The sequence below is a fragment of the Pontibacter populi genome (assembly GCF_040278685.1).
GTDB classification, from domain to species: domain Bacteria; phylum Bacteroidota; class Bacteroidia; order Cytophagales; family Hymenobacteraceae; genus Pontibacter; species Pontibacter populi.
Genome location: NZ_JBEOKT010000012.1, coordinates 70981 through 92757 on the forward strand (window position 1 = coordinate 70981; position 21777 = coordinate 92757).

Annotated in this window: 18 protein-coding genes and 4 tRNA genes; 4 read left to right on the plus strand and 18 right to left on the minus strand. The window is 43.8% G+C overall.

Features of this window, described 5'->3' with window-relative positions; translation table 11 throughout:
• Positions 1-8 precede the first annotated feature (8 nt).
• The 14 genes from rpoC to ABS362_RS13730 form a co-directional block, all read right to left on the minus strand.
• Positions 9-4325: a DNA-directed RNA polymerase subunit beta' gene (gene rpoC / locus ABS362_RS13665; protein WP_350413062.1), complete on the minus strand. Its 4317-nt coding sequence runs from the start codon at positions 4323-4325 to the stop codon at positions 9-11.
• Positions 4326-4428: 103 nt separating this feature from the next.
• Complete coding sequence (gene rpoB, locus ABS362_RS13670) at positions 4429-8301, minus strand: DNA-directed RNA polymerase subunit beta (RefSeq protein ID WP_350413063.1); 3873 nt, start codon at positions 8299-8301, stop codon at positions 4429-4431.
• A 157-nt stretch (positions 8302-8458) separates the two neighbouring features.
• A complete protein-coding gene (rplL, locus tag ABS362_RS13675) occupies positions 8459-8839 on the minus strand; it encodes a 50S ribosomal protein L7/L12 (RefSeq protein WP_350413064.1) in 381 nt (126 codons plus the stop codon).
• Between the two features lie 45 nt (positions 8840-8884).
• Entirely contained in the window at positions 8885-9409 is a 525-nt protein-coding gene (rplJ, locus tag ABS362_RS13680) for a 50S ribosomal protein L10 (protein ID WP_162427722.1), read from the minus strand.
• A 4-nt stretch (positions 9410-9413) separates the two neighbouring features.
• The gene (rplA, locus tag ABS362_RS13685) at positions 9414-10106 is read right to left on the minus strand and encodes a 50S ribosomal protein L1 (protein WP_162427723.1); all 693 of its coding nucleotides are present in this window, start codon (positions 10104-10106) and stop codon (positions 9414-9416) included.
• A 16-nt stretch (positions 10107-10122) separates the two neighbouring features.
• Positions 10123-10566 carry a 50S ribosomal protein L11 gene (rplK, locus tag ABS362_RS13690; protein ID WP_350413065.1) on the minus strand — a complete coding sequence of 148 codons (444 nt, stop codon included), beginning with the start codon at positions 10564-10566 and terminating at the stop codon, positions 10123-10125.
• Between the two features lie 10 nt (positions 10567-10576).
• Positions 10577-11134 (minus strand): transcription termination/antitermination protein NusG, encoded by a 558-nt coding sequence (gene nusG / locus ABS362_RS13695; RefSeq protein WP_350413066.1) that lies wholly within the window; start codon positions 11132-11134, stop codon positions 10577-10579.
• Positions 11135-11143: 9 nt separating this feature from the next.
• Positions 11144-11335 carry a preprotein translocase subunit SecE gene (secE, locus tag ABS362_RS13700; RefSeq protein ID WP_162427726.1) on the minus strand — a complete coding sequence of 64 codons (192 nt, stop codon included), beginning with the start codon at positions 11333-11335 and terminating at the stop codon, positions 11144-11146.
• Positions 11336-11364: 29 nt separating this feature from the next.
• Positions 11365-11437 (minus strand) — tRNA-Trp (locus ABS362_RS13705).
• 108 nt (positions 11438-11545) lie between these two features.
• Entirely contained in the window at positions 11546-12733 is a 1188-nt protein-coding gene (gene tuf / locus ABS362_RS13710) for an elongation factor Tu (protein ID WP_187031522.1), read from the minus strand.
• 68 nt (positions 12734-12801) lie between these two features.
• Positions 12802-12873 (minus strand) — tRNA-Thr (locus tag ABS362_RS13715).
• A gap of 100 nt (positions 12874-12973) precedes the next feature.
• Positions 12974-13046, minus strand: a tRNA-Gly gene (locus tag ABS362_RS13720).
• Between the two features lie 78 nt (positions 13047-13124).
• Positions 13125-13208 (minus strand) — tRNA-Tyr (locus ABS362_RS13725).
• Positions 13209-13351: 143 nt separating this feature from the next.
• A complete protein-coding gene (locus ABS362_RS13730) occupies positions 13352-15895 on the minus strand; it encodes a M1 family aminopeptidase (protein WP_350413067.1) in 2544 nt (847 codons plus the stop codon).
• 85 nt (positions 15896-15980) lie between these two features.
• Here ABS362_RS13730 and ABS362_RS13735 point away from each other — a divergent pair, with 85 nt between their 5' ends.
• The 3 genes from ABS362_RS13735 to frr all read left to right on the plus strand — a co-directional run bounded on the left by ABS362_RS13735 (position 15981) and on the right by frr (position 17936).
• Positions 15981-16478 (plus strand): biotin/lipoyl-containing protein, encoded by a 498-nt coding sequence (locus tag ABS362_RS13735; protein ID WP_350413068.1) that lies wholly within the window; start codon positions 15981-15983, stop codon positions 16476-16478.
• Positions 16479-16561: 83 nt separating this feature from the next.
• On the plus strand, positions 16562-17281 hold the full coding sequence (pyrH, locus tag ABS362_RS13740; RefSeq protein ID WP_350413069.1) for a UMP kinase: 720 nt from the start codon (positions 16562-16564) through the stop codon (positions 17279-17281).
• Positions 17282-17372: 91 nt separating this feature from the next.
• Entirely contained in the window at positions 17373-17936 is a 564-nt protein-coding gene (gene frr, locus ABS362_RS13745) for a ribosome recycling factor (RefSeq protein ID WP_350413070.1), read from the plus strand.
• 355 nt (positions 17937-18291) lie between these two features.
• Here the strand turns inward: frr and nadD are convergent, their stop codons facing one another.
• The 4 genes from nadD to ABS362_RS13765 are packed head-to-tail and all read right to left on the minus strand — an operon-like array spanning position 18292 to position 20356.
• Positions 18292-18864, minus strand: a complete 573-nt coding sequence (nadD, locus tag ABS362_RS13750; protein ID WP_350413071.1) for a nicotinate (nicotinamide) nucleotide adenylyltransferase — start codon at positions 18862-18864, stop codon at positions 18292-18294.
• Entirely contained in the window at positions 18861-19445 is a 585-nt protein-coding gene (gene gmk / locus ABS362_RS13755; protein ID WP_350413072.1) for a guanylate kinase, read from the minus strand. The genes nadD and gmk overlap by 4 nt, the downstream gene beginning before the upstream one ends.
• Before the next feature lie 9 nt (positions 19446-19454).
• Complete coding sequence (locus ABS362_RS13760) at positions 19455-19736, minus strand: anti-sigma factor family protein (RefSeq protein ID WP_350413073.1); 282 nt, start codon at positions 19734-19736, stop codon at positions 19455-19457.
• Between the two features lie 26 nt (positions 19737-19762).
• Positions 19763-20356 carry a sigma-70 family RNA polymerase sigma factor gene (locus ABS362_RS13765; RefSeq protein ID WP_162346186.1) on the minus strand — a complete coding sequence of 198 codons (594 nt, stop codon included), beginning with the start codon at positions 20354-20356 and terminating at the stop codon, positions 19763-19765.
• Positions 20357-20675: 319 nt separating this feature from the next.
• Between ABS362_RS13765 and ABS362_RS13770 the strand changes: the two genes are divergently transcribed.
• Complete coding sequence (locus ABS362_RS13770; RefSeq protein WP_350413074.1) at positions 20676-21776, plus strand: glycosyltransferase family 4 protein; 1101 nt, start codon at positions 20676-20678, stop codon at positions 21774-21776.
• Position 21777: the final 1 nt, after the last annotated feature.

A 21777-nucleotide genomic window follows, 5' to 3' on the forward strand; every position in this document is an offset into this window, starting at 1 on the left:
AGTTTTGGTTATTTATTCTGTAATGCTTGCTGCTTTGATTTAGCTGTAGCTCTCTTAGATTCTGTCAGTGAATCATATTCTTCCTGGCTACCAACGATCAGTTTCTGGTATTCTTTCAATCCAGTACCCGCCGGGATCAGGTGTCCAACAATTACGTTCTCTTTCAGACCTAATAACTCATCAGCTTTACCTTTTATAGCTGCTTCACTCAGTACTTTGGTAGTTTCCTGGAACGAAGCTGCTGATATAAAGCTTTGCGTACCTAACGAAGCCTGCGTAATACCCTGTAACGTTGGACGAGAAACAGCTGGAGATGCATCTCTTACTGTCACTAATCTTAAGTCACGACGCTTCAGGCTTGAGTTCTCATCACGTAAACGACGCGCTGTTACTATCTGACCTGGTTTCATCGTAGCTGAGTCACCTGATTCTTCCACAACCTTCATATCAATGATGCGGTCGTTTTCTTCCATAAACAGGATCTTGTCAACCACCTGGTGTTCCAGGAAGCTTGTGTCACCTGGATCGATGATAACAACTTTCTGCATCATCTGGCGAACCACAACTTCAATGTGCTTGTCGTTGATCTTCACACCCTGTAAGCGATATACTTCCTGAATCTCATTTACCAGGTACTCTTGTACGGCGCCCGGGCCCTGAATATTTAGAATATCAGTTGGTGTAATAGCACCATCTGATAATGGCATACCAGCTCTCACGAAGTCATTGTCCTGAACAAGGATGTGCTTAGAAAGAGGCACCATGTACTTCTTCTTCACTCCGTCTTTCGACTCGATAAAGATTTCACGGTTACCACGCTTCACGCTACCATAAGTAACTACACCATCGATCTCAGATACAACCGCCGGGTTAGACGGGTTACGAGCTTCGAATAATTCTGTAACTCGTGGCAGACCACCTGTAATATCTCGTGTTTTACCAATAGCACGTGGGATCTTAACAAGTATTTGACCTGCTTTGATCTTCTCACCATCTTCAACCACTATGTGTGCACCTACCGGAATGTTATAACCTTTCGGCTCGCCATTCTTAGGGTTTACAAGTATTGCAGGGTTCTGCGTCTTATCTCTTGTATCGATAATTACCTTCTCACGATATCCTGTCTGCTCATCCGATTCTTCACGATATGTTACGCCTTCAATAATTGAGTCGTAAGCAATGTTACCATCGAATTCTGAAAGGATAACCGCGTTATATGGATCCCAGCTACAAATATTGTCGCCTTTCTCTACAGTCTGTCCGTCATTAACAGTCAGGAATGAACCGTAAGGCACGTGGTTAGAGATAAACAGTTTACCTGTTGCCGGGTCAACAATCTTCACTTCACCTGAACGTCCCATTACTACCTTTACAGGCTCGCCTTCGTTATTGATCGTGTCGATCGTACGAACATCTTCATACTCGATCTTACCACCAAACTTAGCTTTTATAGTTGCTTCTACCGCGATGTTAGATGCCGTACCACCCACGTGGAATGTACGAAGTGTAAGCTGTGTACCTGGCTCACCAATTGACTGAGCTGCGATAACACCAACTGCTTCACCTTTCTGCACCATAAATCCTGTTGCCAGGTTACGGCCGTAGCATTTAGCGCAAATACCACGCTTAGACTCACAAGTAAGTACTGAACGGATCTCTACAAACTCAATCGCAGTGTTTTCAATGTCACGTGCAACTTCTTCTGTGATCTCAGAACCAGACTCAACTATAAGGGCGTTTGTGATCGGATCGTAAACATCGTGTACAGTTACACGACCAAGGATACGCTCTGATAAAGATTCAACGATATCTTCGTTATCCTTAAGTGCGCTTACTTCCAGACCACGTAATGTACCGCAGTCCTCTTCGTTCACAATCACGTCCTGTGATACGTCTACCAGACGACGAGTCAGGTAACCAGCATCCGCAGTTTTAAGTGCAGTATCGGCAAGACCTTTACGCGCACCGTGCGTTGAGATAAAGTACTCGATTACATCCAGACCTTCCTTAAAGTTAGAAAGGATCGGGTTTTCGATAATTTCACCAACTGAGCCTTGAAGTGACTTCTGAGGCTTAGCCATCAGACCTCTCATACCACCTAGCTGACGGATCTGCTCTCGTGAACCACGAGCACCAGAGTGCATCATCATGAAGATCGAGTTGAAGCCCTGATCTTCGTTCTCTAGACGCCGCATCAACGTTTCAGTGATCTGGTTGTTGATACGTGTCCAGATATCGATAACCTGGTTGTAACGCTCGTTGTCGGTGATCAGACCCATAGAGTAGTTCTGCCATACAGCATCTACATCTTTCTTAGCCTGCTCAACAAGTATCTCTTTTTCTGCTGGAATATTGATATCACCAAGACCCATTGACAGACCGCCTTTGTAAGCAGACTGGAATCCAAGTGTTTTGATATCATCCAGGAAGTGAGCTGTACGAGCCATACCTGTTTCTTTGAATACGCGGGAAATTACCTGCTGAAGTTTCTTCTTCGTCAGTAATTCATCAATGTATCCAACTTCTGTAGGTACGAACTGGTTGAATAATACACGACCAGCTACTGTATCAGTTAATTTATTTACGATCTGGCCGCTTTCATCTTTAATATTTACACGCACCTTAATGTGTGCATGCTTAGAAAGACGCCCTTCGTTTATAGCTATAATAACTTCTTCAGGAGAATAGAAGCTCATGCCCTCCCCTTTGATAGTTTCATTCTCAGTGGTACGCTTTCCTTTGGTTACATAGTATAAACCAAGAACCATGTCCTGAGAAGGTACTGCAATTGGAGCACCGTTAGCAGGGTTTAGGATATTGTGCGAAGCAAGCATCAGCATTGAGGCTTCCAGGATAGCCGCAGGTCCTAGTGGAACGTGCACCGCCATCTGGTCACCGTCAAAGTCGGCGTTGAATGCCGTACACACAAGTGGGTGTAACTGGATTGCTTTACCTTCGATCAGTTTTGGCTGGAATGCCTGGATACCAAGTCTGTGTAGTGTAGGAGCACGGTTAAGGAGTACCGGGTGGCCTTTCAGCACATTCTCCAGGATATCCCAAACTACAGGGTCTTTACGATCTACAATTTTCTTAGCTGACTTTACAGTCTTAACTATACCTCTTTCGATCAGCTTGCGGATAATGAACGGCTTGAAAAGCTCAGCTGCCATGTTCTTAGGCAGACCGCACTCATGCAGCTTCAGTTCAGGACCAACTACAATTACCGAACGGCCAGAGTAGTCAACACGCTTACCAAGTAAGTTCTGACGGAAACGTCCCTGCTTACCTTTCAGCATATCTGAAAGTGATTTTAGCGCACGGTTACCTTCAGCACGAACAGCGTTCACTTTACGTGAGTTGTCGAACAGGGAGTCAACCGCTTCCTGTAGCATACGCTTCTCGTTACGAAGAATAACTTCCGGAGCTTTAATCTCGATAAGACGCTTCAGACGGTTGTTACGGATAATAACACGTCTGTAAAGGTCGTTCAAGTCAGAAGTAGCGAAACGGCCACCATCCAACGGAACTAACGGACGAAGCTCTGGCGGAATAACAGGCACCATGCGGATAATCATCCACTCAGGTCTGTTTTCAATTCTTGTTGCAGCATCACGGAATGCTTCTACTACACGAAGACGCTTCAACGCCTCAGCTTTACGCTGCTGCGAAGTTTCGTGTGCGGCAGCATGACGGAGCTCGTATGAAAGGTCATCAAGGTTCGTACGCTCCAACAGCATCTGCAATGCTTCAGCACCCATTTTCGCGATGAACTTGTTTGGATCATTATTATCCAACATCTGGTTCTCACGTGGAAGCTTGTCAACCATATCCAGGTATTCATCTTCAGTCAGGAAGTCGAGTACGTTAACACCGTCTTCTGCCAAAATACCTGGCTGGATAACTACATATCTTTCATAATAGATAATCTGGTCAAGCTTCTTTGTAGGTAAGCCTAACAGATAACCGATTTTGTTTGGAAGAGATTTGAAGTACCAGATATGCGCTACAGGAACTACAAGCTCAATATGGCCCATACGCTCACGACGCACTTTCTTCTCAGTAACCTCTACACCGCAACGGTCGCAGATGATACCTTTGTATCTGATTCTCTTATACTTTCCGCAGTGGCATTCCCAGTCTTTAACAGGTCCGAATATTCTTTCGCAGAATAAACCACCCATCTCAGGCTTATAGGTTCTATAATTTATGGTCTCAGGCTTTACTACCTCTCCGTTAGAACGCTCCAGAATCGACTCTGGAGAAGCTAAGCTTATCGTTACTTTGGAGAAGTCCTGAGTTAACTTTTTGGTTTTTGCAAATGCCATATTATTCTAATAATATCGATACAACTTATTTGCTTTACAGCTATCTGTACTATAAAGTGCGCTAAGCGCTCCGGTATTTCCAGAGCGCTTAGCTTTTACTTTATTACTCCAACGTTATCTCTAATGCCAGACCTCTTAACTCGTGGATCAATACGTTGAATGATTCCGGGATATTTGGTTTTGGCAACACATCGCCTTTTACAATCGCTTCATAAGCTTTTGCTCGGCCAATAACGTCATCCGATTTAACTGTAAGTATTTCCTGCAACACATTAGAAGCACCGAATGCTTCCAGTGCCCACACCTCCATCTCACCGAAACGCTGACCACCAAACTGGGCTTTACCACCCAATGGCTGCTGCGTGATCAATGAGTATGGTCCGATAGAACGAGCGTGCATCTTATCATCAACCAAGTGACCCAGTTTCAGCATGTAGATTACACCGACTGTTACCGGCTGGTCGAATCTGTCACCAGATAAACCATCGAACAGATATGTTCTACCAAAACGTGGCAGCCCTGCTTCTGTCAGCTCAGCAGAAACCTGCTCTTCCGTAGCACCGTCGAAGATCGGAGTCGCATATTTACGACCTAATCTTAAACCAGCCCAACCAAGTACAGTTTCATAGATCTGACCGATGTTCATCCTTGAAGGTACACCAAGCGGGTTAAGCACGATGTCCATAGGAGTTCCATCTTCCAGGAATGGCATGTCTTCGTCGCGAACTATACGGGCAACTATACCTTTGTTACCGTGACGACCAGCCATCTTATCACCAACTTTCAGCTTACGTTTCTTAGCGATGTATACTTTGGCTAACTGCACGATACCTGCCGGTAATTCATCTCCTACTTCCAACGTAAATCTTTCACGCTTAAAGTGTGCAGAGATAATATTACGACGTTTAGTATAGTTCTTCACCAACTCCAATAACATGTTGTTGGTCTGCTCATCATTTGTCCAGTTTTCAAGGATCAAATCCTTGAACATGTTCACTTCTTCCGGAACGGCATAGTTGCTTTCATCCTTGTAAGGATTCTTCTCAGGGAATAAAGCTTCTACAATGTTCTTTCTGCTGAACTTAGAACCTTTCGTCAAGATCTCATCACCGAATTTATGCTTGATACCTTGTGTTGTCTTACCTTCTAGCAAGTCAACCAATTTATCAACCATTACATTCTTAATAGCGATCAGGTCTTTTGAATATTTAACTTTTAGTTCTTCAACCTCTTTCTTAGATTTAGCTCTAAGGTTTTTATCCTTTTTAGGACGAGAGAACAACTTAGTCTCAATAACAACACCATTTAGTGACGGCGGCGCCTTAAGCGAAGCATCCTTCACATCACCGGCTTTATCACCGAAGATCGCACGAAGAAGTTTCTCTTCCGGAGTCGGATCAGTTTCACCTTTAGGAGTGATCTTACCGATCAGGATATCACCTTCTTTAACTTCAGCACCAATTCTGATGATACCGTTCTCATCAAGGTTACGAACTGCTTCTTCGCTTACGTTAGGTATCTCAGAAGTTAATTCTTCTTCGCCACGCTTCGTTTCACGAACTTCAAGCTCAAACTCTTCAATGTGAATAGATGTAAATACGTCATCACGTACTACTCTTTCAGAGATTACGATCGCATCCTCGAAGTTATAACCTTGCCAAGGCATGAACGCAACTTGTAAGTTACGGCCAAGGGCAAGTTCACCATCGTTAGTTGCATAACCTTCGCATAGTGGCTGTCCTTTGGTTACACGCTGACCTGTTCTAACTAAAGGGGTCAGGTTAATACATGTATCCTGGTTCGTTCTGCGGAATTTGATCAGTTTATAGGTTACATATTCAGCATCGAATGAAACCAGTTTCTCTTCATTTGTAAGATCATATTTTACTACAATCTTAGTTGAATCTACGAAATCGATCACACCGTCGCCTTCTGCTATAACCAGTGCTCTTGAGTCAATTGCTGCTCTGCCTTCCAGACCTGTACCAACTATAGGAGCTTGTGGCTTCAGAAGTGGAACTGCCTGGCGCTGCATGTTCGAACCCATCAGGGCACGGTTAGCATCATCATGCTCAAGGAATGGAATCATCGATGCCGCCACAGATACGATCTGGTTTGGCGCAATGTCCATGTAAGTATAAGTTGATGGTTCTTCTACAGGGAAGTCACCTTCAAATCTACCTTTTACTCTATCATTGATGAAGTTACCTTTTTCATCGATCACAGCATTAGCCTGTGCAATGTGGTGGGTATCCTCTTCTTCTGCAGTTAAGTATTCTACTTCACCGGCTACGTTAACTATACCATCAACAACCTTACGATAAGGAGTTTCGATGAAGCCCATGTGGTTTACACGAGCATGCACGCAAAGTGAAGAGATAAGACCAATGTTCGGTCCTTCCGGAGTTTCAATAGTACATAGACGACCATAGTGTGTATAGTGAACGTCACGTACCTCGAAGCCTGCACGCTCTCTTGATAGACCACCTGGCCCCAGTGCAGATACACGACGCTTGTGCGTCACTTCTGCCAGCGGGTTGGTCTGGTCCATGAACTGAGAAAGCTGGTTAGTACCGAAGAACGAGTTAATAACAGAAGACAGTGTTCTGGCGTTGATCAGATCAACAGGTTTGAAGTCTTCGTTATCGCGAACGTTCATACGCTCTTTGATCGTTCTGGCCATACGAGCCAGACCTACACCAAATTGCGCATATAACTGTTCACCTACTGTTCTTACACGTCGGTTACTTAAGTGGTCAATATCATCCACTACAGCTCTAGAGTTGATCAAACCGATCAGGTACTTCACGATCAGAACAATGTCGTCGTTCGTTAATACCTTTGCATCCCAATTTGTATCAATACCAAGCTTCTTGTTGATTCTGTAACGACCAACTTCACCTAAGTCATAACGCTTATCAGAGAAGAATAGCTTCTGGATAATGTCACGAGCAGTCTCTACGTCTGGTGCCTCTGTATTTCTAAGCTGACGATAGATCTGCTCTACCGCTTCCTGCTCAGAGTTTGAGTTATCTTTTTGTAGTGTATTGTAAATAATTGCATAGTCAGCAATATTTACGTTCTCACGGTGCAGAACTATAGATTTGTTTCCAGACTCAACTATAACATCAATATCTTCAGCTGTGATTTCTGAATCACGCTCCAGTAATACTTCGTTACGATCAATAGAAACAACTTCTCCGGTATCTTCATCTACGAAGTCTTCCGTCCAAGTTTTAAGCACGCGTGCCGCTAACTTTCTGCCTACTGCATTTTTAAGGTTCGTCTTGTTAGCCGGTATTTCTTCAGAAAGACCGAACAGATCAAGAATATCCTTATCAGTACCGTAACCGATAGCACGTAACAATGTAGTTACCGGGAATTTTTTCTTACGGTCGATGTAAGCATACATAACGTTATTAACGTCTGTAGCAAATTCAACCCAGGAACCTTTAAAAGGAATAATTCTGGCAGAATATAGTTTCGTTCCGTTTGTGTGCTTGCTTTGTGCAAAGAATACACCCGGTGATCTGTGCAACTGAGAAACTATAACACGTTCAGCCCCATTGATAACAAAGGAGCCTTTCTCAGTCATGTAAGGAATATTACCAAGGAAAACTTCCTGTTCGATCGTCTCGAAGTCTTCGTTATCCTCATCATTACAGATCAGGCGAAGTTTAGCTTTGAGTGGAACAGAATATGTTAATCCTCTGTCGATGCTTTCATCAACAGAATATTTTGGTGGATCTACGTGATAATCGATGAACTCCAGAACGAAGTTTTCACGAGAATCAGAAATTGGAAAGTTTTCCGCGAAAACTTTGAACAATCCTTCCTGAGCTCTATTTTCAGCAGCAGTCTCCAATTGGAAAAAGTCCTGGAAAGACTGCAATTGAACATCAAGAAAATCAGGATAATCAATTACCTTCTTGATCGAAGCGAAATTGATTCTCTCTATTGTTTTATTTTTAGCCAAAGCCTTGGAAATTTAACGTTAACAATAAGTTTTCAGCTCCCGATGCCAAAAACAGCTGTGGGCAAAAAAGGATTCAATTATGAATCCGTATACAAACAGGAAAAGACCTGACTAAAACGCCAGGTCTACCTGTTCTCGATATGTTGATAAAGTGAGATTACTTGATCTCTACTTCAGCACCAGCTTCTTCTAATGATTTCTTCAGAGATTCAGCTTCATCTTTAGCTACACCTTCTTTCAGAGCCTTAGGAGCGCTGTCTACAACTTCTTTAGCTTCTTTCAGGCCAAGACCTGTAAGTTCTTTAACAAGTTTAACAACTGCTAGTTTAGATGCACCTGCTGACTTAAGGATTACGTCAAAAGAAGTTTTTTCTTCTGCAGCAGCTCCACCTTCAGCAGCACCACCACCAGCCATCATTACTGGAGCAGCAGCAGCTGGCTCGATGCCGTATTCGTCCTTCAGGATTGTAGCTAGTTCGTTAACTTCTTTCACAGTTAAGTTTACTAACTGCTCAGCGAATGCTTTTAAATCTGCCATTTTTATTGAAATTAAAAGTTACTTATTGATTACGTTTTTAAAAAATTATTCTTTTTCAGATAGAGTTTTAAGAATTCCGGCAAGTTTGTTACCACCACCCTGTAGGCCAGAGATAACATTCTTAGCAGGAGACTGAAGCAATGCAATTACGTCAGCGATAAGCTCAAACTTAGACTTGATTGTTGACAGTGTATCAAGCTGGTTCTCACCAACATAAATACCGCTATCAATAAAGGCACCCTTTAAAAGTGGAAGCGTGTGACCTTTTTTCCTAAAGTCTTTGATCAGCTTAGCAGGAGCGTTGCCTGATTCAGTTGAAAACAAGATGCCTGAAGAACCTTTTAATACTTCTGCTAGTGCAGTTGTATCAGCTTCTAAAGTATCTAATGCTTTCTTGATTAATGTATTCTTATAAACTTTGTATTCCAGGCCTCTATCGAAAGCCATTCTCCTGAATTGGTTAATGCTTGCAACTGTCATAGTAGAAGCATCAGTGATATAGAAATAGTTAGTGTTAGCTAACTTTTCGCTCAGGTCTTGTACAATTATCTCTTTTTCTTCCCTGGTCATTTTCTTAGATAGTTGCGTTCTTATCAACAATTACGGCCGGGCTCATTGTGCTAGACAATGTTATGCTCTTAATGTAGGTTCCCTTCGCTGAAGATGGCTTCAGACGGTTGAGTGTAGCAATTACTTCTGCAGCGTTTGCGGCGATCTGCTCTGGTGAGAAAGAAACTTTACCCACACTTGTGTGAATGATACCAGTTTTGTCAACTTTAAAGTCGATCTTACCAGCTTTAACTTCTTTCACAGCTTTCGCTACATCCTGAGTAACTGTACCAGACTTAGGGTTTGGCATCAGGTTACGAGGACCTAATATTCTACCTAGACGACCAACCTTAGCCATTACTGCCGGCATAGTTATGATCACATCAATATCTGTCCAGCCTTTTTCGATCTTCTGAATATAATCATCAAGACCAACGAAATCAGCACCTGCATCTTTAGCTTCCTGCTCTTTGTCAGGAGTAACTAATGCCAGCACTCTAACCTCTTTACCAGTACCATGCGGAAGGGTAACTATACCACGAACCATCTGGTCTGCTTTACGAGGGTCTACTCCTAAGCGTACATCTATATCAACAGAAGCATCAAACTTTGTAAAAGTGATATCTTTTACAACTGAGGCTGCATCTGTCAAAGAATACTCTTTTGTTAGGTCGGCCTTAGCTAAAGCCGCTTTCCTATTTTTTGATATCTTCGCCATTATCCTCTAACTGTTATTATTCGTTCCATGGAGCTTTGCCAGAAACTGTTATACCCATGCTTCTTGCTGTACCAGCTACCATTTTCATAGCCGACTCCAGTTTAAAAGCATTTAAATCAGGCATTTTCAGTTCTGCAATCTCTTTTACCTGATCCCAAGTAACTGAACCTACTTTGTTACGGTTTGGCTCTTTTGAACCTCCCTTAATTTTAGCAGCATCCATTAACAATACCGGAGCAGGTGGCGTTTTAACAACGAAGTCAAAAGACTTATCTGCGTAGATTGTAATCAATACTGGTAACACTTGTCCTGGCTTTTCCTGGGTTCTAGCATTGAACTGCTTACAGAACTCCATGATGTTAAGACCTTTAGAACCAAGTGCAGGTCCAACCGGTGGCGATGGATTCGCGGCACCTCCCTTTATCTGAAGTTTCAGATAACCTTTTATTTCCTTTGCCATTATTTATTTACTACGATTCTTTTTCTACTTGCATGTAATTCAGCTCAACCGGTGTGTTTCTACCAAAGATCTTCACCATTACGTTAAGCTTCTTACGCTCTTCAAACACTTCTTCAACCGTTCCTGAGAATCCGCTGAAAGGACCATCCATTACTTTTATAGTTTCTCCAACTATAAATGGTGTATCCAATACTTCAGCTTGCTCTTCTGCTTCATCTACTGTTCCCAGTATTCTGTTTATTTCAGCCTGGCGAAGCGGAACCGGTTTCTTGCTTGCATCTCCTGTACCTGAACCTAAAAAGCCAATTACACCTGGTGTACTGATGATCAAGTGTTCAGCTTCGCCGTGGCTCAGGTCAGCATTTACAAGCACATAACCAGGAAAAAAATTTCTTTCTCTGATTCTTTTTTTACCACCACGCATCTCATATACCTTTTCAGCCGGTATAAGTACTTGTGGAACATATTCACCCAGGTTATGGCGCATGATCTCGTTTTCGAGATATGCTTTTGCCTTTTTCTCCTGCCCACTAACGGCGCGTACTACATACCATTTTAAATCAGCCATAGCTTCTTATTAAAATTGGTTATAGAACCACGTCAGGCTCGAGTCAAAAACAAAGTCCATTGCACCTACTACAAGAGCAAACACTAAAGAGCCTATCAATACAAGTACAGAACTGTTCTGTAACTCTTTAAAGGAAGGCCATGAGACTTTATCTCTCATTTCCTCTACCGTTCCGTTTATATAGTCTTTAACGTTGCTCATCGTCTTAAATGCCTGAGTAATTAAATTTGCACGGGTGGAGAGACTCGAACTCCCAGCCAATGGTTTTGGAGACCACTACTCTACCAATTGAGCTACACCCGTAAAAAAATGCACACCATTAATTCAAATGGAGTGCAAATTTATTCAATTGTTTTTGAAAAACAAACCCGTTCCCAACTTATTTATCAGGAACGGGCTGCTTTTGTATAATTAGTCTAAGATCTCAGTTACCTGACCGGCACCTACTGTTCTACCACCCTCACGGATAGCGAAACGAAGACCTTTTTCCATTGCTACTTTGTTGATCAGCTTCACAGTGATTGTGATGTTATCACCTGGCATAACCATTTCTACACCTTCTGGAAGGATGATCTCACCTGTAACGTCTGTCGTTCTGAAGTAGAACTGTGGACGGTACTTGTTAAAGAATGGAGTGTGACGTCCACCTTCTTCTTTAGAAAGAACGTAAACCTCAGCCTTGAACTCCATGTGAGGCTTAACTGAACCTGGCTTACAGATAACCATACCACGACGGATATCAGTTTTCTCAATACCACGAAGAAGTAGACCCACGTTGTCACCAGCTTCACCTCTGTCAAGGATCTTACGGAACATCTCAACACCAGTAACTACTGACTTCAAGTTCTCAGCACCCATACCTAGGATCTCAACCTGCTCACCAGAGTTGATTACACCACGCTCGATACGACCTGTTGCAACAGTACCACGACCTGTGATTGAGAACACGTCCTCAACTGGCATCAGGAATGGAAGGTCAACAAGACGAGCAGGGATTGGAATCCAGCTATCAACTGCATCCATTAACTCCTCGATAGTTTTCACCCACTTCTCATCGCCATTCAGACCACCTAGAGCAGAACCCTGGATTACCGGAATGTTATCGCCATCGAAGTCATAGAAAGAAAGAAGCTCACGGATTTCCATCTCAACAAGCTCAAGAAGCTCTGGATCGTCTACCATGTCAACTTTGTTCATGAATACTACAAGCTGAGGAACACCTACCTGACGAGCAAGAAGGATGTGCTCACGCGTCTGTGGCATTGGACCATCAGTTGCAGCAACCACAAGGATAGCGCCGTCCATCTGAGCAGCACCAGTAACCATGTTCTTCACGTAGTCAGCGTGACCTGGGCAGTCAACGTGTGCATAGTGACGGTTCTCAGTAGCGTATTCTACGTGTGAAGTATTGATTGTAATACCTCTTTCTTTTTCTTCAGGAGCGTTATCGATTGAAGAGAAGTCGCGTAGTGCAGCCAGACCTTTTTTAGCCAATACTGTAGTAATGGCAGCAGTCAAAGTTGTCTTGCCGTGGTCAACGTGACCGATTGTACCGATGTTTACGTGCGGTTTGGAGCGGTCAAATGTTTCTTTAGCCATTGTATGATATAAAATTAAGGTTAAAACGTTTAAGTTTAAGTTGTGCTCATTAACACGAACAGACTTAGAGCCAACGATGGGAATTGAACCCACGACCCCTTCCTTACCAAGGAAGTACTCTACCCCTGAGCTACGTCGGCTTTTAAACTTTTCTAAATCTTTGTTTATACTAAAAAGGAAATCCATATACATGAAATTCCTTCCTGCAAATACCCATAAGATTTAAAATCTGTTCTACTGAGCGGGAGACGAGGGTCGAACTCGCGGCCTATAGCTTGGAAGGCTATCGCTCTACCAACTGAGCTACTCCCGCTTTTAAACTTTAAATGATTGAGCAAGTGAACGAGCAAACAAATTACTACTATTCATTTACTCAATCATTCAAATCTAGTGGGGAGAGCAGGATTCGAACCTGCGAAGTCATTACAACAACGGAGTTACAGTCCGTCCCATTTGGCCGCTCTGGAATCTCCCCAAACGCTAAATTAAATTAGCTTTCCTCTTTAAAACCTTTGCGCCAGATGCGCTGTTCGTTCTAAGGAGATGCAAAATTAAGCGCTTTTTTATTACTGTCAAATAATCGTTCAAAAATTCTTCAAAAAATTTACCTCAGCGTGCTTACAGCGCTTGGTTGTACATCTCTATCAGGCGTTTATCTTTTTCCTGTGCTTTAATTTTTTCTAACCTTTCTTTTACCTCTGGCTTGTCAGACATAACCATCAGTGCCTGGAAGGCGGCCATTCGTACATAATACAGGTTGTTGTTCAGTGCAATGTCAGCCAGCATGTCTATAGTTTGCGGGGTATTGGTACTGCCATTACTTGCCAGATAAGCTGCAAAACTTTGCAACATGTAGTACTTGCCACTGCTCTTACTGTTCTTTATCTTTTCTACAAACCAGTTATATTTCTCTGGCCCACCCTGCAGTGCATAGAAAGATGCTAAAGCAATAGACACTTCTTCGTTTTCCTCCTTTTCAAACTTACTTAGTTTTTGCTTAGTGTCTTCGGCGCCTGTGCCGGCATAAGCTATAATGCCCGCTGCAACTACCAGGTACGAGCTATCTTTCAGCGCTTCTTCGTAGATAGCCTTATAGTTCTCACCTCCCCAACCTGCAAGCAACAAGGTGGCGTCAGCTCTTACGGATCCTTTCTTATCTTCTCTCGCCATTTGCTTTACTTTACTAACTATAGCGGGGTGTGCAGCTGGCTTCACATCAACCAATCCATTCAAAGCCATCGTTCTGATAAACCAGAAATCATTGTTAAGGGCATCCTGCAACAGCTTTACCTCTGAGGCAGCATTTTTTGAAAGCTCGGTCAGGGCTTCGTATTCGGCCATTACCTGTTTGCTGTTGTAAAACTGATAACGCAGTTCCTCCTGTGATTTCTCATGCGCTACAGTCCCAAGCAGTTGCTGATCCCCATCGAAAAGGACTAACTGTGGTTGTGTAGTTACAGGCAGTGTAAAAGACTGATCTGCTTTAGTGATCTCGATCGGGTAGTCTGTCCTTTTACCATTCGTCCAGACAGCTACTTTAAGCGGAAGGCGGTAAACAGGCGAATAAGTAGTATCCTGTAGTTGCTGCACTTGCAGGCTTAACTGACCATTTTTAAAGGTATGACTTACTTTAAGCTCCGGGTGGCCCGGCCTCAAGAACCATTGATCAAAGAACCACATCAGGTCTTCCCCTGTCACTTCTTCAAATGCCATACGCAGTTCAGCTACTTCTACATCAGAGTATTTATTCTGGGTCAGGTAGCGGTTTAGGGATGCATAAAAAGCTTCGTCGCCGACATATTTGCGGAGCATGTGCAGCACGCGGCCACCTTTGGCGTACGAATGGCTATCAAACATATCCTCTTTATCACCATAGCGGTAACGGATAAGTGGCTCTCTTTTGGTCTCCGCTTCTTCCAGGTATTGGTTTAACTCATCCATCTGCGCATAAGCAGCCTCATCGGCACCAAATTTATGTTCTGCCCACAAGTACTCGCTATAGTTGGCAAAGGCTTCGTTAAGCGGCAGGTTAGCCCACGACTCGGTTGTTACATAATCGCCGAACCACTGATGAAAGAGCTCATGCGCGATGATGTTGTCCCAGTTCTTATCCAGCAGCTCGCGCTCGTTCAGTTGCAGATCTTCCATAAAGGTAGATGCCGACGTATTCTCCATAGCCCCCGACACGAAGTCGCGTACTACAACCTGCGCATATTTAGCCCATGGGTAATCAACACCAAGCTTCTTGCTGAAGAACTCCATCATTTCAGGTGTGTTCCCGAATATCTTTTTTGCGGTGTTCTTAAACTCAGGCTCTACATAGTAGCTTACATCCAGATTACGCCATTTGTCTTTAACTATAGCAAATTCGCCAATTGCCATCATGGCCAGGTATGGCGCGTGCGGCAATTCCTGTTTCCAATACTCTGTTTTAGTACCATCCGCATTCTGGCGCGAATACATAAAAGTACCGTTCGAGAGCGTGGTAAAGTTCTTATCTATAGTTATGTAGATATCCTGGGTCATGCGCTCGTTCGGCGCATCTATAGTTGGGAACCAGGCAGAGCTTGCTTCAGTCTCGCCTTGTGTCCAGATCTGGCGCGGCTTGTCAGGGTCTTCGCCGAGCGGGTTAATAAAGTACAGGCCTTTGTCCTCGGTAATAGCATCAGAGCCGCCGCTTGCCAGTTCGTTTGGCTTGGCTGTGTAATCAATTTCTATCGTATAGTTTTGGTCGCGGGTGTAGGTCTTGCCTAAATCTATAGTTAGTTTCTGCCCGTCATAAGTATACTTCAGAGCCGTGCCGTCAAGGCCCTTCATCAGGTTTACATTATGTATATCGAAACCTTTGGCATCGAGCACCAGTGTATTTTGCGGGTAGAAGTATGGTTTCAGGGTTAATTCGGCCAGCCCGTGCAGGTGTTGTTTTTTCCAGTCGAAGCTAACGCGGAGTGTTGTGTGCAACAGGTCGTGTTTCTTGGTTCGGGACGGGTTAAACTCATGATATTTTGGCGCCCAGACCGGAACGCCGTCTTGTGCTACGGCAGCTTTAGATGTTTTAGTAGTATCTTTTGAGGCTTTAGTTGCTTCTTTGTTTGTGGCGCAGCCGCCTGCAAAAGCCATTGCTGTTGCCAGGCCAACTATGCTCAGAAACCGTTGATTCATGGTAGGTTGTTTTAATTTTGACTTCAATTTCTAAAATTACTCTGAGAATTCAACTATCTTTAGGCTCCAAAACCAGAAATAAGAGATGCTGCAGGTAAAAACCGCTAACGACAAAACATGGCAGGTTGACATACAAAAAGATGCTATTCTTCTCAACGAAACTCCTTTCAACTGGGATATCACGCCAATAGGTCCAAAGACCTACCACATCATTCATAACTATAAATCTTACACTGCGGAGCTTGTACAGGCCGATTACCAGGCAAAAGCGTTCACGTTTAAGATCAACGGCGTTACCCATACGGTTTCCGTAAAAGACCAGTTCGATCTTTTGCTGGATAAGCTGGGCATGAGCAATGCCAATGCCCAGAAAGTGAATGACGTAAAGGCTCCGATGCCAGGCCTGATACTTGAGATTAAAGTACAGCCGGGCCAGGAAGTAAAAAAAGGTGATCCGATCATGATACTGGAAGCGATGAAGATGGAGAATATCCTGAAGTCGCCGGGAGATGGTGTGGTGAAAGAGATAAAGGTAGCCGTGAAGCAAAACGTGGAAAAAAACCAGGTTCTGATCTTATTTTAAAAATTTTGTGTTGCCAACCGGGCAGCACGTCTGCCGCCCGAAGTATTGTAGAACGTATCCAATAACTATACAAACTATAGATCGTGAAGTATAAAAGAATTTTGTTAAAGCTAAGCGGTGAAGCGCTAATGGGTGAGCAGCAGTACGGCATCGACTCGAACAGATTGATGCAGTACGCTCAGGAGATAAAGGAAGTATCCGCGCTTGGTGTAGAAGTGGCAGTAGTTATCGGGGGTGGCAACATCTTTAGAGGCGTGCAGGCCGAGCAGGTTGGCTTAGACCGCGTGCAGGGCGACTACATGGGTATGCTGGCTACAGTTATTAACAGCATGGCTTTGCAAAGTGCTCTCGAGAAGCTTGGTGTTTATACGCGTCTGCTTTCCGGTATCAACATACAGCAGGTGTGCGAACCATACATTCGCCGCCGTGCCGTGCGCCACTTAGAGAAAGGCCGTGTGGTTATTTTTGGTGCCGGTACCGGTAACCCTTACTTCACAACCGACTCAGCAGCCAGTTTACGCGCTATTGAGATAGAAGCCGATGTGGTTTTAAAAGGTACCCGCGTAGATGGCATTTATTCTGCAGACCCGGAGAAAGACCCTGACGCTATTTTCTATTCTGACATCTCGTTCAAGGATGTGTTTGAAAAAGGCCTGAACGTAATGGACATGACTGCCTTTACGCTTTGCAAGGAAAATGACCTTTCGATCATTGTTTTTGACATGAATACCCCGGGCAACTTAAAGCGCATCGTACAAGGTGACAAAGTTGGCACACTGGTATCGATGACGGCTGAGGCGTAATCAGGTCATTATCACGAAGTGATAAAATTTAGTATTTTTGCAACCACAACAAGTAACTATAGTTTAACAAGAATCTTAAGCTACAATTGATATGACGGAAGAAATTCAGTTTTACCTCAGCGAAGCAGAGGAGTCGATGCAAAAAGCAGTGCAGCACACAAACGCAGAGCTGACAAAGATCAGAGCCGGCAAAGCATCTCCTGCCATGATAGAGCACCTGAGAGTAGATTACTACGGTACGCTAACTCCAATTACGCAGGTTGCTAACATAGCTGCAACAGATGCACGCACTATTATGATCAAGCCTTGGGAAAAGAACATGCTGGGCGAAATTAACAAAGCCATTAAAAACAGCGACCTTGGCCTGAACCCGGTACAGGATGCAGACTCTGTACGCCTGAATATTCCGGCATTAACAGAAGAGCGCCGCCGTGAGCTGGTAAAGCAGGTAAAAAACGAAACTGAGTCTGGTAAGATAGCTGTTCGTAATATTCGTAAGGATGTGAACGACTCGCTGAGAAAACTGCAGAAAGAAGGCACTTCGGAAGACGCCGTGCGTGATGCAGAAGCCAAAGTTCAGAAAATGACAGATTCTTACATTGTTAAGATCGACGAGCTGCTTACGAAAAAAGAAGGCGAGATCATGACGATCTAATCTTTAGACTAAAGACTGAGAAACAAAAGACTTTTTCTCGTGAAGTATAAAAAAGAAGCCCTGCGATTAACTTCGCAGGGCTTCTTTTTTGTTTGGGCTTGTAATGACGCAAGCTATAGTTTAACATTTAGCCCTCGCTCGCGACCCGCGAGTGTGGACCATTCACGGACTCCGGCCACTATAATTTATAGTTTGCTATCCTTTATACTTGTAGTTGAACGTGGCGTGTGCCATCTGTAGCTTACACTCGCGGGACGCGAGCTAGGGCATATATCAGAGTGACTATAGTTCAGAGACAATCTATAGTTTTGTATTCTGAACTCACAACTTAAACTATAGAATTTTGCCAGAAAAGCTATTGATATAGTTTGTGCACTTTGATATAGTCTATGATATCATCGGGCACCATGTACTTTATACTTTTCTCTTCCCGGATGCACTGCCTGATAAACGTAGCTGAAATATCCAGTATAGGCGCTTTTACAAACTTCATGTTCGGGAAGGTTGCTACCTCCTCCAGCACAGATCCGGAACGCGGGTAAACATATACCTGGTGATATTCCAAAATGCGCTCGTAGTTCTTCCACTTAGGAAACAACGCCAGGTTGTCCTCCCCCATTATCAGTACAAACTCATAACTCGGATACTTTTCCTGCAAATAGGTAAGCGTATCTATAGTATAACTTGGCTTTGGCATACTAAACTCGATGTTAGACACGCCAAGGTTCGGATTATCCGCTATTGCCAACGATACCATGTGCAGCCTGTCAAACTCGTGCAGCAGGGTGTTGCTCGGCTTAAACGGGTTCTGCGGCGACACAACTAGCCACACCGTATCCAGGTCGGTGTTGGTGGCCATATAGTTAGCAAGTATCAGGTGGCCGGTATGGATCGGGTTAAAGGAACCAAACAAGAGCCCTACCTTCATACAATAGCAGGTTCTGACTTAAGAAAATCGTTCACCAGTTTTTCAGCTTTGGCGCAGGCAGTCTCTAGATTATCGTTCACGATCACTTCATCAAACTGATCTTCAAAGCCCATCTCGAACTTGGCTTTAAAAACGCGGCTGCTGATGCTGGATACTGAATCGGTGTTGCGGGCCTGCAGCCTGTTTGCCAGCTCTTCTATGGAAGGCGGCTTTACGAAAACGGCAAGTGCTCTTTCTTTGTAAAAATGCTTTATACTTAATCCTCCTTTTACGTCTACATCCAGTATGGCGTGTTTACCACTAGCCCAGATGCGCTCTATTTCTGATTTAAGTGTACCATAAAAGGCACCTTCGTATACTTCCTCCCACTCTACAAACTCATCGTTTGCTATCTTTTCCTTAAAGTCTTCAGGAGTGATAAAGTAATAATCTTTACCGTTTACCTCGGTGCGGCCACGCTTGTCGCGGGTGCAGGCAGAAATAGAGAAGTTAAGATTCGGGTTTACGCTAAGCAGGTGCTTTACAATAGTAGTTTTACCGGCACCGGAGGGAGCCGAGAAGATAATGATCTTTCCTTGCATCAGGGGTGTTTAAATAGTTTCCTGTATTTTGGCTTTAATGGTCTGTGCCAGGCTGGCCGGCACTATAACACGCTTAAGGTGACCACTGATAAGACCTTTTAGGAGTTTTTGTTTCTGATGGCTTTCAAAGCAGCCCACGCACTCTTCAATATGGCTGTTAAAGAATTTCTGCTCATCTGCAGACGCTTCTCCGTCCACCACTGAGTCCAGCATGTCTGCTACCTGCTCACACGCTCTATCCTTTTCCTCGGCAGGTTCTTTCTGATACATTTCCGTAAATTTCGATTCCATCTTTACTCAACTCTTAAAGTATTTTTCTAACTGTTATAACCCATAGTTTTAGCGTACTTTTCTAGTTTCTCTTTCAAGGAGTTTCGGGCGCGGTGCAACCTGGATCGTACAGTACCTATCGGAATGTCCAGTATTTTGGCCATTTCCTCGTAGGTAAACCCTTCCAGGTCACATAATATTATCACAGTTCTGAAGTCTACAGGCAGGGTATTCAGGGCGCTTGCTACTTCATCTCCGATCAGGTCCTGTACACTTTCTGAACGCATGTCGGTTGTGGTGGCTACGCCATTATCACCTTCAACGTCTTCGGTGTTATAGTACCCCTCTACTTCGCTATAGTCTACCTTAGCGGGCTGCTTGCTCTTTTTCCTGAACTCATTAATGAAGGAGTTCTTCAGGATTCGGAACAGCCATGCTTTAGCATTAGTTCCTTGTTCAAAGTAGTCAAAGAAGCGGTATGCCTTTAAATATGTTTCCTGCACCAGGTCATTGGCATCGTCCTCATCCAAGGTGAGCCTGTAGGCAAAGTTGTACAGAGGATCCAGTACGGGCAGTAATTCGGCCTCGAATCTGGCATCTTTTTCCTCTTTACTCAATTGTTTACCTGTTTGCTCGCTCATTTAAGTATAGTTTATACTTTAAGAAAAATCCCTTAATGGCGTATTATACGCAAATATAGGAATTTTAATTACATACCTGTCTTGCCACTTCAGGGTTGCACTATACGGGGCCTCGTAAATGGCAAACAGGTGTTTAACTGCCATATACGCAGCAATCGGGAAATATGCCTATACAATTTTGTTATAGTTTTGAGGGGCGTGGTCAGATATTCTGTGTCTGCGGTACTAACAAGCTTAAAATTTTATAGTTGTTTGCAGTACATTTGCCAGAGCAGCTGCACACCAGAATTTAATTATCAGCAATATAAACAGGTAAGGCATGCAAATACTGCAGTTAGTTTCAGAAAGATCATGGAGAGGCGGCGAGCAACAGGTAGCTTACCTGCTGGAAGAATTGCGCCGACTGGGTATTACCTGCCATGTGTGCTGCCGTAAAGGCTCTGCTTTCGAGGACTACTGTAAGCAAAACGATTTCCCGCACATTGCACTGCCTTTTACCAAAATTTTCCCGATACCTACAGCGCTGCAGCTTAAAAACTATATTAACCGGCACCAGATACAGTTGGTACATATGCAGGCCAGCCACGCGCATACTATAGGTGTGTTGGCGCATATGTTAGGCGCCAACTGCAACCTGGTACTTAGCAGGCGTGTTGAGTTTGAGATCGGCAGCAGCTTCTTATCGAACTATAAATACAACTATAAAGGCATTAAGCGGATCATCTGTATATCGGAGCGGGTGCGTGAGGTGCTTGCACGAAGTATTGAAGATAGCAACAAGTGTGTTACCGTGTATAGTGGCATCAACCTCGATCGCTTTAAAGACCTGCCTAATACTAAAACTGATTACCTGCGCCGCACCTATAGCATACCGGAAGACAAACTACTGATCGGGAACATATCTGCTATAGATGTGCACAAAGATTACTTTACCTTTCTGGATACGGCCAAGCTACTGAAAGAACAGGGTGTAAAGGCGGCTTACCTGGCCATAGGCACTGGCAAACTGGAGCAGGAAGTAAAAAAATATGCTGAGGACCTGGGCCTTGCAGATGATATAATCTTTACCGGCTTTATAAAAGATGTGCACCAGGTAATGCCTGAACTGGACATGTTCATTTTTACAACTATAAAAGAAGGCTTGGGCACCACCGTGCTCGACGCTTTTGCCTGCCGCGTGCCCGTAGTGGCATCTGATACGGGCGGTATACCTGAAATGATAGAAGATGGCGTTACAGGCATGCTGGCTCCGGTAAAACAACCTGCAGTGTTTGCTGAAAAAGCATTGCAATTGATTCAGGACCCTAACCTACGCAAAAGCGTTGTTGCTAATGCAGCTCAAAAAGTACTTAAATTTACTAAAGAGGAAACTGCCTTACATACATTAGCCATTTACAAGGATATAATAGGCATTCACTAAT